Source organism: Cupriavidus sp. 05L310, assembly GCF_056398185.1.
Genome location: NZ_JBFTOX010000038.1, coordinates 37,161 through 50,696, shown reverse-complemented (window position 1 = coordinate 50,696; position 13,536 = coordinate 37,161). Strand labels below are relative to the sequence as shown.

The 13,536-nt window shown below is 68.3% G+C and carries 16 protein-coding genes; 11 read left to right on the top strand and 5 right to left on the bottom strand.

Annotated features, from left to right (window positions below; translation table 11 throughout):
* Window positions 1–130: 130 nt before the first annotated feature.
* The 5 genes from creB (at window position 131) to AC1DS6_RS25895 (ending at window position 5,312) form a co-directional block, all read left to right on the top strand.
* Window positions 131–829, top strand: coding sequence for a two-component system response regulator CreB (gene creB / locus AC1DS6_RS25915; protein ID WP_441631476.1), 699 nt, complete (start codon window positions 131–133; stop codon window positions 827–829).
* A gap of 37 nt (window positions 830–866) precedes the next feature.
* Window positions 867–2,309: a two-component system sensor histidine kinase CreC gene (gene creC / locus AC1DS6_RS25910; protein WP_441631474.1), complete on the top strand. Its 1,443-nt coding sequence runs from the start codon at window positions 867–869 to the stop codon at window positions 2,307–2,309.
* 101 nt (window positions 2,310–2,410) lie between these two features.
* Entirely contained in the window at window positions 2,411–3,826 is a 1,416-nt protein-coding gene (gene creD, locus AC1DS6_RS25905; protein WP_441631472.1) for a cell envelope integrity protein CreD, read from the top strand.
* 15 nt (window positions 3,827–3,841) lie between these two features.
* Complete coding sequence (locus AC1DS6_RS25900; RefSeq protein ID WP_441631470.1) at window positions 3,842–4,399, top strand: metal-dependent hydrolase; 558 nt, start codon at window positions 3,842–3,844, stop codon at window positions 4,397–4,399.
* A gap of 7 nt (window positions 4,400–4,406) precedes the next feature.
* The gene (locus AC1DS6_RS25895) at window positions 4,407–5,312 is read left to right on the top strand and encodes a DUF817 domain-containing protein (RefSeq protein WP_441631468.1); all 906 of its coding nucleotides are present in this window, start codon (window positions 4,407–4,409) and stop codon (window positions 5,310–5,312) included.
* Between the two features lie 42 nt (window positions 5,313–5,354).
* On the opposite strand, the gene slmA is transcribed toward AC1DS6_RS25895, so the two are convergent.
* Genes slmA through argB form a run of 3 tightly spaced genes read right to left on the bottom strand, consistent with a single transcriptional unit; the run spans window position 5,355 to window position 7,981 of the window.
* Window positions 5,355–6,014 (bottom strand): nucleoid occlusion factor SlmA, encoded by a 660-nt coding sequence (slmA, locus tag AC1DS6_RS25890; RefSeq protein WP_045236201.1) that lies wholly within the window; start codon window positions 6,012–6,014, stop codon window positions 5,355–5,357.
* Window positions 6,011–6,991, bottom strand: a complete 981-nt coding sequence (locus AC1DS6_RS25885) for a pyrimidine 5'-nucleotidase (protein ID WP_441631466.1) — start codon at window positions 6,989–6,991, stop codon at window positions 6,011–6,013. Before AC1DS6_RS25885 ends, slmA begins: the two co-directional genes overlap by 4 nt.
* Before the next feature lie 60 nt (window positions 6,992–7,051).
* Window positions 7,052–7,981, bottom strand: a complete 930-nt coding sequence (argB, locus tag AC1DS6_RS25880; RefSeq protein ID WP_017226062.1) for an acetylglutamate kinase — start codon at window positions 7,979–7,981, stop codon at window positions 7,052–7,054.
* Between the two features lie 250 nt (window positions 7,982–8,231).
* Between argB and AC1DS6_RS25875 the strand changes: the two genes are divergently transcribed.
* Genes AC1DS6_RS25875 through AC1DS6_RS25865 form a run of 3 tightly spaced genes read left to right on the top strand, consistent with a single transcriptional unit; the run spans window position 8,232 to window position 9,274 of the window.
* On the top strand, window positions 8,232–8,807 hold the full coding sequence (locus AC1DS6_RS25875; RefSeq protein WP_035874347.1) for a sigma-70 family RNA polymerase sigma factor: 576 nt from the start codon (window positions 8,232–8,234) through the stop codon (window positions 8,805–8,807).
* A gap of 24 nt (window positions 8,808–8,831) precedes the next feature.
* Window positions 8,832–9,059, top strand: a complete 228-nt coding sequence (locus AC1DS6_RS25870) for a zf-HC2 domain-containing protein (RefSeq protein ID WP_441631463.1) — start codon at window positions 8,832–8,834, stop codon at window positions 9,057–9,059.
* A complete protein-coding gene (locus tag AC1DS6_RS25865) occupies window positions 9,056–9,274 on the top strand; it encodes a cysteine-rich CWC family protein (RefSeq protein ID WP_035874353.1) in 219 nt (72 codons plus the stop codon). The genes AC1DS6_RS25870 and AC1DS6_RS25865 overlap by 4 nt, the downstream gene beginning before the upstream one ends.
* Here the strand turns inward: AC1DS6_RS25865 and AC1DS6_RS25860 are convergent, their stop codons facing one another.
* Entirely contained in the window at window positions 9,275–9,787 is a 513-nt protein-coding gene (locus tag AC1DS6_RS25860; protein WP_441631461.1) for a DMT family transporter, read from the bottom strand.
* A 95-nt stretch (window positions 9,788–9,882) separates the two neighbouring features.
* Here AC1DS6_RS25860 and AC1DS6_RS25855 point away from each other — a divergent pair, with 95 nt between their 5' ends.
* A complete protein-coding gene (locus AC1DS6_RS25855; RefSeq protein WP_441631459.1) occupies window positions 9,883–10,818 on the top strand; it encodes a LysR family transcriptional regulator in 936 nt (311 codons plus the stop codon).
* Window positions 10,819–10,852: 34 nt separating this feature from the next.
* Here the strand turns inward: AC1DS6_RS25855 and AC1DS6_RS25850 are convergent, their stop codons facing one another.
* Window positions 10,853–11,332 (bottom strand): copper chaperone PCu(A)C, encoded by a 480-nt coding sequence (locus AC1DS6_RS25850; RefSeq protein WP_045236206.1) that lies wholly within the window; start codon window positions 11,330–11,332, stop codon window positions 10,853–10,855.
* 179 nt (window positions 11,333–11,511) lie between these two features.
* Between AC1DS6_RS25850 and AC1DS6_RS25845 the strand changes: the two genes are divergently transcribed.
* Both AC1DS6_RS25845 and AC1DS6_RS25840 read left to right on the top strand, forming a co-directional pair.
* Window positions 11,512–12,927, top strand: a complete 1,416-nt coding sequence (locus AC1DS6_RS25845; RefSeq protein WP_441631455.1) for an ATP-binding protein — start codon at window positions 11,512–11,514, stop codon at window positions 12,925–12,927.
* Window positions 12,924–13,523: a response regulator transcription factor gene (locus tag AC1DS6_RS25840; RefSeq protein ID WP_441631453.1), complete on the top strand. Its 600-nt coding sequence runs from the start codon at window positions 12,924–12,926 to the stop codon at window positions 13,521–13,523. Before AC1DS6_RS25845 ends, AC1DS6_RS25840 begins: the two co-directional genes overlap by 4 nt.
* Window positions 13,524–13,536: the final 13 nt, after the last annotated feature.

Here is a 13,536-nt window from a genome sequence, read left to right as displayed (position 1 = left end):
GTTACCATGCCGCCGCGCGCCCGCAAGCCAGTCATCAAATCGGCGCGACCCGCTTATTATAGAGCAAACCAACGCGGCGGCGGCGCGCCACCGCAACCAACCCAGAACCGAGCCCGAACCGAGCCCAGCCTTGACGAAATCACCCAGCATCCTGGTCATTGAAGACGAATCCGCGATCGCGGACACCATCCTCTATGCGCTCGCGACAGACGGCATGGCGGTGGAGCATTGCGCGCTCGGCGGCGCGGCGCTGGAACGCCTGCGCGCGCAGGCGCCGGACCTGGTGATCCTGGACGTGGGCCTGCCCGACATCAACGGCTTCGAAGTCTGCCGCACCTTGCGCACCTTCTCCGATGTGCCGGTGATCTTCCTCACCGCGCGCAACGAGGAAATCGACCGCATCGTCGGGCTGGAGATCGGCGCCGACGATTACGTCGTGAAGCCGTTCTCGCCGCGCGAACTGGCGGCGCGGGTGCGGGTGATCCTGCGGCGCACCGGCATGCGCGCCGCGCAGGCCCCCCCCGCGCAGGAAGCCGCTCCGCCCGATGGCTTCACGCTCGACGCCGACGGCGCGCGCCTGGCCTGGCGCGGGCAGTGGCTCGACCTCACACGCTACGAATACCGGCTGCTCGCCTTGCTGCTGCAGCATCCCGGGCGCATCTATTCGCGCGCGCAGCTGATGGACCTGGTCTGGCATGACGCGGTCGACACCATCGACCGCACCGTCGACACCCATATCAAGACCGTGCGTGCCAAGCTGCGCGCGCTCGACGCGGAGTGCGACCCGATCCGGACCCATCGCGGCATGGGCTATTCGCTCGCACGCTGAACGGCGCCTTCCCTCCCCCTCTCACCTACGGCCACGCATGCATATCGGGCTTCGCATCTTCTTCGGCTTCTTCCTGATCGTCGGGCTGGCGGCATTCCTCACGCTGCGGGTGTTCGTGCAGGAGGTCAAGCCGGGGGTGCGGCAAGCCATGGAGGACACGCTGGTCGATACCGCGCATGTCCTGGCGGTGCTGGCCGCCGACGACATGAAGAACGGCCGCATCGCCAACGGCGCCTTCGCCCGCCGGCTGGCGCGGCTGCGCGAGGACAAAGTCGATGCCAGTGTGTGGGGCATGCACAAGGATGCGGTGGGCTACCGCATCTACATCACCGACGAACGCGGCATCGTGCGCTTCGATTCCGGCGAGGCGGCCGTGGGCGCCGACTACTCGCGCTGGAACGATGTCTACCGCACGCTGCGGGGCGAGTACGGCGCGCGCAGCACGCGCGCCAATCCGGACGACGACGCCAGCACGGTGATGCACGTGGCCGCGCCGATCCGCGACGGCAACAAGACCATCGGCGTGCTGACCGTGGCCAAGCCCAACGTGACCATGGCGCCTTTCATCGAGCGCAGCCAGCGCAAGATCCTGCTCAACGGCCTGTTGCTGATGGGCGGCGCGTTCGTGATCGGCCTGGGCTGCACGCTGTGGCTGGTGCACGGCCTGCGCCGCCTGCAGCGCTACGCGCGCGCGGTGGCTGCCGGCGAGCGCGCCGAGATGCCGCTGCGCGGCGCCAGCGAGCTGGCCGAGCTGGGGCGCTCGGTGGAAAGCATGCGCCTGCGGCTGGAGAACAAGCAATACGTCGAGCACTACATCCACACGCTCACGCATGAAATGAAGAGCCCGCTGGCGGCCATCAGCGGCGCGGCCGAACTGCTGCAGGAGGACATGCCCGCCGCCGACCGCAGCCGCTTCGTCGCCAACATCCGGCGCCAGGCGCAGCGGCTGGAGGAAATGATCCGCAAGCTGCTGGCGCTGGCGGCGCTGGAGCAGCGGCAGAGCCTGGAGACGCACGAGCCGGTTGCGCTGCTGGCGTTGATCGAGCAGTTGCTGCACGAGCTGGAGCCGCGCGCGCGCCAGCGCGGGCTGGCCCTGCGCCTGCTGCCGCCGGCCCATCCCGCGCCGGCGGTGAAAGGCGACCGGTTCCTGCTGCACCAGGCGCTGGCCAACCTGCTGGAAAACGCGCTCGATTTCGCCCCGCCGGCGAGCGTGGTGGAAATCGCCGTGGAGCGCCGCGACGGCCCGCCCAATACGATCGCCGTGCGCGTCACCGATCACGGCCCGGGCATTCCCGACTATGCATTGCCGCGCCTGTTCGAGCGCTTCTATTCGCTGCCGCGCCCTGGCGGCCAGGACAAGAGCACCGGGCTCGGCCTGTGCTTCGTGCGCGAGATCGCCACGCTGCATCGTGGCGAGATCGTGCTGGCCAATCGCGCGGAAGGCGGGGCCTGCGCCACGCTGACCTTGCCGGCCGCGTAGCGGCTTCACACTCGCCACACAATCGCTTCACGCAGGCTTCCTTGGCGGCTCACACGGGAGTCCTAAGCTCGCGGCATCGTCACTCCCGCGCGCCTGCCGCCATGAACCGAATCCTGTTTTTCAAATCCTCCATCACCGCGCTGCTGATCCTGCTGATCCTGATCCCGCTGCATCTCGTCGGCAACGCGGTGCAAGATCGCAAGCATTACCGCGAAGAGGCAGTACGCAGTGTCTGGCAAAGCTACGCCGGCCCGCAGACCCTGACCGGCCCGGTACTGGTGCTGCCGTACAAGGAAATCCTGCGCGTGGCGGACAACAGCGACCCCAAGCGGCCCAATGCCACCATGCTGCAGGCCGAGGTCGGGCAGGTGCTGGTGTTCCCCGCCACGCTGCGGGTCAAGGGCGAGGTGACGCCAAGCGAGCGCTATCGCGGCATCCACAAGGTACTGGTGTACGAGATGCAGAGCCGCTGGCAGGGCACCATCGCGCTGCCCGACCCGGGCGAGCTGCCGCGCTCGGTCGGCCATGTGGGCTTCGAGGTGGGGCAGCCCTACATCGCGATCGGCATCAGCGACACGCGCGGCCTGATGGCGGCGCCCACGTTCGAACTCGACGGCAAGGCGCTGAAACTGGAGCAAGGCGTGCGGCTGAAGAGCCTGACGCAAGGCCTGCATGCGGAGATCGACCTGCCGTCGGCCAAAGCCGCGAAACCGGGCCTCGACGGCAGGTCCGCGCAGGCGCAGCGCGTGGTGCCGTTCTCGCTGACCTTGCCGCTGCTGGGCGCGCAGTCGCTGGCCTTTACGCCGGTGGCCGACCAGAACGACATCTCGATCGACTCCGCCTGGCCGCATCCGAGTTTCGATGGCGATTTCCTGCCGCGCACCCGCAGCGTGAACGCGCAAGGCTTCCACAGCAACTGGAGCGTGACCTCCTACAACACCAAGGTCCGCAACCAGCTCGCCGGTCCGGGCGACGGCACGCTCGAATCGGTTTCCGTGACGCTGATCGATCCGGTCAACATCTACCTGCAGGCTGAACGCGCGGTGAAGTACGGCGCCATGTTCGTGCTGCTGACCTTCGCCGGCTTCTTTATGTTCGAGCTGGTCAGGCGCCTGCGCATCCATCCCATCCAGTACCTGCTGGTGGGCCTGGCGCTGGCGGTGTTCTTCCTGCTGCTGCTGAGCCTGTCCGAGCATATCGCCTTCGCGCTGGCCTACCTGGCGGCCAGTGCCGCGTGCATCGGGCTGCTGGGCTTCTACCTCTCGTTCGTGCTGCAGAGCTGGCAGCGCGGGCTGGCCTTCGCCACGCTGCTGACCGTGCTGTACGGCGCGCTCTATGGCCTGCTGCTGTCGGAGGACAACGCGCTGATGCTGGGCTCGCTGCTGCTGTTCGTGATCCTCGCCGCCATCATGGTGATGACCCGGCGCATCGACTGGTATGCGGCGGGCGCCGCCTGGCAGCCGCAGCGCGACAAGCCCGCCGCGGCCGTGGCCGCCGAAACCGCCGTGCAAGCCTGAGCGGGGGAGAACGCCATGCCCACCTACCTCCATTGCGCCCCGCCGCTCGCCCTGGCCGCCGCGCTGGGCCGGCGCAGGGTGCCGGCAAGCCTGATGCTGGCCGGCGTCGCGGCCAGCGTGCTGCCCGACGTCGACATGCTCAGCGTCTGGTATGCCGGGGTGCGCTACAGCAGCGTGCTGGGCCATCGGGGCCTGACGCACTCGATCGGCTTCGCGCTGGCGCTCGGCCTCGTGGCGGCGCTGGCGGCAAGGCGCTGCGGCTGGCGGCGCGGCATCGCCTTCCTGTTCGTGGCCTTGAGCACCGTGTCGCACCCCCTGCTGGACCTGCTGACCGACCGCGGCATCGGCACGGCGCTGTTCTATCCGCTGGCGGACCAGCGCGTGACGCTGCCGTGGCGGCCGCTGCCGCTGACCGGCGCCGGGCTGTTCGGCGCAACGCGCTTCTGGCTGGAATGCCTGTGGATCGGCTTGCCGCTGATGACGCTGGCGGCGACCGGTGTTGCGCTGCGCCAGTGGATCGAGCGCGACAAGCCGACCCGGCATCGTGCGCCCGCGCGCGCCTGTGCGGATTGAGGCCGACATGATCACCGCTACGAAACGCATGCCCGATCCGTTCCGCCTGCACAGCGGCCGGAACGCCGCATCCAACCGGCTCGACCGCCTGCTCACCGCGCCCCGCCCCGGACTGGCGCTGGCCGGCGCGCGCCGCGGACTTTGCGAGTTTCTCGCTTTCGGCGTCAAGGAAGCGCGATCGTGCCTGTTCGCGGGACTGTTCTTCCTGGCGGTCTTCGCCGTGCCGCGCGGCGGCTGGATGGGCATCCCGCGCTACGACCTGCTGCTGGCGGCGGCAGTCGCGATCCAGGCGGCGATGGTGTGGGCACGGCTGGAGACGATGGACGAACTCAGGGCCATCAGCCTGTTCCACGTGGTGGGCTTTGCGCTGGAAGTTTTCAAGACATCGGGCGGCATCCAGTCGTGGAGCTATCCTGACTTCGCCTACACCAAGGTGCTGGGCGTGCCGCTGTTTTCAGGCTTCATGTACGCGGCAGTGGGAAGCTACATCATCCAGGCCTGGCGCATCCTGGACGTGCGCGTGCGGCACCATCCGCCGTACTGGATGGCCGGCCTGATGGCGGCGCTGGTGTACGCGAACTTCTTCACGCACCACTATATCGGCGACTACCGCTGGTACCTGGCCTGCGGCATTGCCGGGCTGTATGCGCGCAGCACGGTGCGCTTCCGCCCGCTGGACCGGGAGCGCGAGATGCCGCTGCTGCTGGCGTTCGTGCTGATCGGCCTGTTCGTCTGGATCGCGGAAAACATCAGCACGTTCTTCGCGGTGTGGCGCTACCCCAACCAGCTAGGCGCGTGGTCGGCGGTGCATGTGGGCAAATGGAGTTCGTGGTCGCTGCTGATCGTGATGACGTTCACCATCGTGGCCAACCTGAAGCACATCAAGGCCAGCATTCATGTGCCCGCGGCCTGAAGCAGAGGCAGAGGAGGCCCCGGGCGGGGCCGCCCGCGGCGCCTAGCCCAGCAGCACGCGCAGTTGCGCGTCCGCATTCTCGCTCGGGAGCTTGCGGAAGCCGCTCTTGGCGTAGCGATGCCAGTGGCCCTGCACGGTCGCCATGATCAGCGCCGCGCGCACCGGCACGTCGGCGTCGGGCGGGAACGCGCCCTGGGTGATGGCAACCTTGAGGCACTGCCGCAGCGAGGCCTCGATGCGGTCCACCACCTGGTTGATGCGCTCCTGCAGGCGATCGTGCTCACCCACCAGCGCTTCGCCGGTCAGCACGCGGGTCATGCCTGGATTCTTCTCGGCGAAGGACAGCAGCATGCGCACCACGGCATGCGCCTGGCGCAGCCCATGTTCTTCCTGGGTGGTGATCTGGTTGATCAGGCCGAAGACGGTCTGCTCGATAAAGCCGATCAGGCCCTCGAACATCTGCGCCTTGCTGGCGAAATGGCGGTACAGCGCCGCCTCGGAAACACTGAGCTTGGCGGCCAGCGCCGCGGTGGTGACTTTTTCCCCGCGCGGCACTTCCAGCATTCCGGCCAGCGTCTGCAGGATCTGCACCCGCCGCTCGCCCGGACGCGGGCGTTTGCGTGCCGGCGCCCCGTCCGCGCCTGCGCCCTGCCCGGCCGCGGCCGGAGCCGCACCCGATGGGCGCCCGTTACTGTGCATCATGACCCTATTCTCCGAATTCGTCGTTGGAGTTGATGCATGGATTGTACTTTTACGTTCACATAACCGGGGCGATTTACGATGCGCGCCCGCACGCGCGGCGCCGATGCCGGCAGCGCTTGCGGCGCCGTCTTGCCTTGCGGCCGCGACGGCGGGTCCTGCGTCTCGGCCGCCACCAGCGTCACCGAATGCTCTTGCGCGGCGTGCCCGGCATGCTGCCTGTCCTCGGCGTCCAGCGTGCTGCGCAGCACGGCGTCGCCGCTGACGCCGTCCGCCGCCACGCTGGCTGGCATCGGCACATCGTGCGGGCGCGATGGCGCCAGCGTGCGCAGGTAGCCCGTCACCCAGGCGGTGCGAATGCCCGTGCCGGCATAACGCTTGAGGTGGGACAGCGTGTCTTCCACCAGCACCGCCCGGTGCGGCGCCACGCCTTGCTGGGCCAGCAGGCGGCGCAACATGCGGCGGTCCGGCTTGGGCCGCAGGTGTCCATGCACCCACATGTCCTCAATGGCGACGACGCGCTCGAAACAATGCTGGATACCGGCCACCTGCATGACGGCGCGCGCATATTGCGCCGGTGCGTTGGTCACCAAGATCTTGCGCCCCGGCAAGCGGCGCAGGTGGCCGGCCAGGCCCCGCTGCACGCGCACCATTTCCGCCAGTTCGGGGAAATCATGCGCGGCGCGCAGGAAGTCGGCCGGATCCACGCCGTGGTGGCGGATCATGCCGAGCAGGGTCGCGCCATAGCGCTGCCAGTACTTCACCCTTACCTCGCTGGCGGTGGCCTCGTCGCTGCCCAGCACGCGGGCGACATACGCCGTCATCAACTGGTTGATGGCGGGAAAGATCGCGTGCGACGCGTCGTGCAGCGTGTTGTCGAGGTCGAACAGCCAGACCGTGCGGCCGGAATTGTCGCCCGCGGGGCGGCGTCGGCGCGCACCGCGCAGGCTGCGGCGCAAGGGCGGGGAAGTAGATGGCACGCGGGAAGGAAAGAGGGGGTGAGGCGGCAGCGCGCGGCGCGCGCTGCCGGGAGATGCGTTCTAGTGCGAACGGATCATGGTACCGAACGCTTGTTCGGTCAGGATTTCGAGCAACAGCGAGTGTTCGATGCGGCCATCGATGATGTGCACCGAATTGACGCCGCTCTTGGCCGCGTCCAGCGCCGACGAGATCTTCGGCAGCATGCCGCCGGAGATGGTGCCGTCGGCGAACAGTTCCTCGATCTCGCGCGCCGAGAGGTCGGTCAGCAGGTTGCCGGCCTTGTCCATCACGCCCGGGATGTTGGTCATCATCACCAGCTTCTCGGCCTTGAGGATCTCGGCCATCTTGCCGGCCACCACATCGGCGTTGATGTTGTAGGCCTGGCCGTCGTCGGAGAAACCGATCGGCGAGATCACCGGGATGAAGGCATCGTCCTGCAGCGCCTTGACCACGGCCGGGTTGATCGCTTCGATGTCGCCCACGTAGCCGATATCGATGAAGGCGCCGGGATTCTCGCGGTCCGGCATCTTCAGGCGCTTGGCGCGGATCAGGCCGCCGTCCTTGCCGGTCAGGCCCACGGCCTGGCCGCCGTACTGGTTGATCAGCATGACGATGTCCTGCTGCACTTCGCCGCCCAGCACCCATTCGACCACTTCCATGGTCTCTTCATCGGTGACGCGCATGCCCTGGATGAAGGTGCCGACCTTGCCGACTTTCTTCAGGGCTTCGTCGATCTGCGGGCCACCACCGTGGACCACGACCGGATTCATGCCGACCAGCTTGAGCAGGATCACGTCGCGCGCGAAGCCGTGCTTGAGCTTTTCCTCGGTCATCGCGTTGCCGCCGTACTTGACGACGATGGTCTTGCCGTGAAACTTGCGGATATAGGGCAGCGCCTCGGCGAGGATTTCGGCCTTGAGGGCTGGGGCAATTGCGGCCACCGCGGTAGCGGCAGGCCCAGGGGTGTCGGCGTTCATGGCAAGGGACATCCGTGAGATTCAACAGGTATCATGGCAATTCTGACCGGCGGTGGACAACGGGTTCCAGGCATTCCAGACCCCGCATTGACCACATCCGGCCGCGGCAGGCGCCGATTTTACAAGAAACCGCGCCGCACGCGTGCAGACGCTGGTGCGGCAGTGGCTCAAAACCGGTGCATGCGTACTGCGGCGCACCATGGCGTCCTATCCACGCAACAGTCGGCTGACAGTTTCCCACCACCGGACAGCGGCAAGAAAAATGAGCCTGCACCCCGACGATCTTAACGCCCTGCGCCCCCATCTGCTGCGCTTCGCGCGGCTGCAACTGCGTGACCAGGCGCTGGCCGAGGATACCGTCTCCGACACCCTGGTGGCCGCGCTGGAGCACCCGGAGCGCTTCAGCGGCCAGTCCGCGCTGAAGACCTACCTGATCGGCATCCTCAAGCACAAGATCATCGATACGCTGCGCAGCGGCCGGCGCGAAGTGCGCCTGGCGCTCGGCGGCGACGAGGACGGCGAAGCCCAGTCGGATATCGACGCGTTCGACGCCCTGTTCGCCAAGAACGGGCACTACCATACGCCGCCTTCCGACTGGGGCAACCCCGACCGGACGCTGGAGCGTCGCGAGTTCTTCGAGATCCTGCAGCTTTGCGTGGACAAGCTGCCAGCCAAGATTGGCCGGATTTTCATGATGCGGGAATGGCTGGAACTGGAAACCGAAGAAATCTGTCAGGAACTGGAGATCACGACGACCAATGCATGGGTCATGCTGTACCGCGCCCGCATGCGCCTGCGCGAGTGCCTGGAACTGAACTGGTTCGGGCAAAAGGCGTGACCGCCTGTCCGACCAAAGGAAGCCATGTCTGATACGCCACCACGAGACTCCCTGCTGCCGAACTGCCGCGAGATCCACCGCCTGACCATGGAAGGCATGGACCGCCCGCTCAGCTGGATCGAACGCGTGCGCATGCGCGGCCACTTGGCCATTTGCGACGCCTGCACCAATTTTTCGGCCCAGATGCGGCTGATGCGCGCCGCCATGAGCCGGCTGGGCCTGGACGACGAGCCGCCCAAGGACAATCCGTGAGCGATCCGGCCACGGTGCTGACGGGACAATTGCGCCCGGTCGAGCATTGCAGCGCTTGCGGCGCCGGCTTTGTGTGCGGCTACGCCGCCGGCCTGCCGGAATGCTGGTGCGCCAGCCAGCCGCTCTTGCCCGCCCGGCGCATCGTGCCGGGCCAGCACTGCCTGTGCCCGGCGTGCCTGGGCCGCCGCCGCGAGGAGGCCGGTGGGCCGGCCTGATTAGCTGGCTGCTGGCGCCGGGCTGGCCGCGCCGGTCCCGGCGAACTGCACCACCACCACGCCCAGCACCACCAGCAAGGCGCCGGCCAGACGTCCCGGCGTCACCGCGCGCACCGCGAAGCCGGCCAGGCCGAACTGGTCCAGCAGCAAGGCCCCCGCCATTTGGCCCGCCACCACCGCCGCGATAAAGCCGCCGGCGCCCAGGCGCGGGGCCAGCAGCAGCGCCGCCGAGATATAGAACACGCCCGCCACGCCGCCTGCCCACGTCCAGGCTGGCCCGCGCGCCGCCAGCGCCAGCGCCGGCATGGGCGCCTTGAGCAGCAACAGCAGCGGCAGCACCACCATCAGGCTGACCAGCAGCGAGGCCACGGCCGCCCACAGCGGGTGGCCCAGGCTACGCCCGAGCACGGCATTGGCGCCCGCCTGGAAGGGGATCACCGCCCCGGATGCGATGGCCACCAGTACGGGGATAAGGCCGGTCAGCGCCGGCGAAAAGTTACTGATTCCTGGCATCGGGGCATCTCCATACGGACAAATATGATGCCCCCAGTGTGAAATATTGCGCCGCGAATTTCCAATTCTCGTTTCATAGCGTTAATATGCGCCGCATGAATGATCTACGCGGTATCGACCTGAACCTGCTGGTGGTGCTGGAAGCCCTGCTGGCCGAACGACATATTTCGCGCGCGGCGCTGCGGCTGCACCTGAGCCAGCCCGCCGTCAGCCATGCGCTGGGCCGCCTGCGCCAGTTGCTGGACGACCCGCTGCTGGTGCGCGGCCAGGGTGGCCTGGTGCCCAGCGCGCGCGCCCACGAACTGGCGGGGCCGCTGGCCGAGGCGCTGGCGCAGGTGCGCATCCTGCTCGGGCCGTCCGGCTTCCAGCCCGCCACGGCGCGCCGCAGCTTCCGCCTGGCCATGTCCGACTACGGCGCCATGGCGCTGCTGCCCGGCCTGCTGCGCGCGGTGCGCAAGATCGCGCCGGGGATCGACCTGGTGGTCAGCCAGGCCAGCCGCGAGGCCATGACGGCCAAGGTGGCCGACGCAGAGATCGACCTGGCGCTGGGCGTGTTCGCGCAGACGCCGGAAGGCGTGCGCAGTACCGAACTGTTCGAAGAAACCTATGGCTGCATGGTGGACGCGGCCACGGTGCGCGGCCTGGGCAAGCTGGATCAGGTCGCCTACCTGGCCCGCTCGCATGTGCTGGTGGCAGCCCACAGCGAGCGGGTGGATGCCATCGATGCCGCCGTGGCCAAGGTCGGCGGGCGGCGCAAGATCGCCTGCGTGTTGCCCCACTGGAGCGTGGCACCAGCGTTGATTGCCGGCACCAACCTGGTCCTGACCACGGCGCGCCGCAGCCTGGCCGCGTTCGAGGAAGACCCGCGCTTCGCGGTGTTCGATCCGCCCTTCCCTTTGCCGGGCTTTGTCTTCAGCCTGATCTGGCACGACCGCACCGACGCCGATCCCGGCCATAGCTGGTTGCGCGAGCGCGTCATGGCGGTGGCCGCAGGGGACGAACCCGACGACGCGATCAGCCTGCGCAGCTAGGCAGCAGCCGGGCTGCCTGGCTGCCCGTAGCGCTTCAGTGCTTGTGATCGCCGTGCGAGCCGGCGGCCGGCGCTGCGGCAGCAAGGTCGCGCACTTCGGCGTCGACCTTCTGCTCGATCACCTTGCCGCCTTGTTCGATCTTGAGCGTAAGCGGCACGGTATCGCCCTTCTTCAGCGGCGCCTTGAGACCCATCAGCATCACGTGATAGCCGCCCGGCTTGAGTTCGACATCCTGCATGCGCGGCAGGTCAAGCGCGCCGATGGCGCGCATGCGCATCACGTTGCCATCCATCTTCATCTCATGGACCTCGGCCGTGGCGGCCGCCGGCGTGCTCACGCCGACCAGCTTGGCGGGCTCGTGGGCATGCAGGGTCATGAAGACGCCGGTGGCGGTCTGCGCCGGCACGGTGCCGCGCGCCCAGGCGTTGCTGACGTCGACCTGGGCGAAAGCGGCGTTCGAGCACAGCGCGGCGAGCAGGGCGGCGGGCACCGCGGCGAGGAATCTGGCTTGCATTGGGATCATCTCCACTGAACTTCACAAAGGAATCATTAGACCATGTCGTCCATGGCGGCGCGAGCCAGGCGGCAAGCCCCGCAGCTAACCGGCCAGTCTGGCAGCGCCTGCGCCGCCGACCAATGCGGCACGGTGTCGCACAGGGCGGGCCCGGCCCTTGTCGTTGTTAAACTCGCGGCATGGATACCACCGCAGCCGTGCCGCCAGATACGGCCACCTCCCACGCCGGTCCCGCCACGAGCCACACTGCGGGCTTTGCCCCGGTGCGCCACAACCTCATGAGCCTGCGCCGCCTGTTCTGGCTGCGCTGGGCGCTGATGGGCGGGCAGTCGGTGCTGCTGGTGTCTTGCGAGGCGGTGGCCGGCGTGATCCTGCCATACAGCCCGCTGCTGGCGATCCTCTCCCTGCAAGCGGTGTTCAACCTGCTGACGGGCCTGCGCATGCGCATGCATGGCGGCCGCGGCACCATGCCCAGCGACGCAGAGCTGATGGGCCAGCTGATGGTCGACCTGACGGCGCTGTCGGCCAACCTGTTTTTCACCGGCGGTGCTACCAATCCCTTTGTGTCGTTCTACCTGCCGGGCCTGGCGATCGCGGCCGCCATCCTGCCGTGGCGCAACGTGATCGCGCTCGCGGTCTACGCGATGGCCTGCTACAGCCTGATGCTGATCGAGTATGTGCCGCTGAACCTGCGCAACCCGGACAATGCCGTCAACTACCACCTGGCGGGCATGTGGCTCAACTTCGTCGCCAGCGCGACCATGATCGCGGTGTTCGTGGCACGGTTGTCCGGCGTGCTGCGCCAGCGCGATGCCGAACTCAACCTGGCGCGCGAGCAGTTGCTGCGCGATGCGCGCGTCGAAGCGCTGAACGACCAGGCCGCCGCGGTCGCCCACGAGATTGGCACGCCGCTGGCCACGCTGGCGGTCATCGCCGGCGAGTTGCGCGCCGATGCCGCGGACCCGCGCCTGGGCGGCACGCGAGTGTCCGCCTACCTGCCGGACCTGCAGACCATGGAACAGCAGCTGGAGCTGTGCAAATCGATCCTGGCGCGCCTGCGCGACGACCACGAGACCGCGGCGCCGCAGCGCATCGATGCGTGGCTGGACGGTTACGTCGAGCGCTGGCAGTTGCGCCACCCGCATGCCCGCCTCGAAGCCAATGCCATCGGCGAGACAGCCGCGCTGTCGGTCGAGGCCGCGCGCGTCGGGCAGATTCTGACCATCCTCCTGGACAACGCCGCGCGCAGCCAGCTGGCCGCGGGGCACGAGCAGATTCCGCTGCGCCTGGCCATCTCCCTGGAGAACCACGGCGCGCTGCCTACGCTGACGTTCCGCGTGACCGACCGCGGCCTCGGCATCCCACCGTCGCAACGCGCCCGGCTTGGCGAAGCCCCGGTGGCCAGCATGCACGGCGGCCAGGGCATCGGCGTGTACCTGGCGCAAAGTGCCGCCCAGCAAATGGGAGGGCGGCTGGCCTGGCACGACCATCACGAAGGCGGCACCGTGGCCGAACTGCGCCTGCCCACCCCCTCTGCGGCGTCCTTCCCGGATGCCGCTCCGTTCGCCTCACCCCTGACAACGAATCCGCGATGACCGACGCCCTCAATAATCCCGCCGCCGACGGCGCGCCCTTCCTGGTCGTCGACGACGATGCCGTCTTCGCCGGCGCGCTGGCGCGCGCGCTGACGCGCCGCGGTTATGCGGTGCAGATCGCGCACAACCGCCAGCAGGCGCTGGCACTCGCCGCGCAAACGCCGTTTGCCTATATCACCCTGGACCTGCACCTGAGCGCGCCGCCGGAAGCCGGCAGCACCGCGCCGGCGGAGTCCGGCCTGCAACTGGTCGCCCCGCTGCGGGCCGCCTTGCCCGATGCGCGCATCCTGGTGCTGACCGGCTACGCCAGCATCGCCACGGCGGTGGCGGCGGTCAAGCATGGGGCTGACGAATACCTGGCCAAGCCGGCCAATGTGGATTCGATCCTGACGGCGCTGATGGCCGGGGTATCGGAAGACGCGGCCGAAGCCGCCATGGAGGAGCCGGTGCCGCTATCGGTGGCACGGCTGGAGTGGGAGCATATCCAGCGGGTGCTGGCCGAGCACGACGGCAATATTTCCGCCACCGCGCGCGCGCTCAATATGCACCGGCGCACACTGCAGCGCAAACTGGGCAAGCGGCCAGTGTCGCGCTAACGTCCGCTAGCGC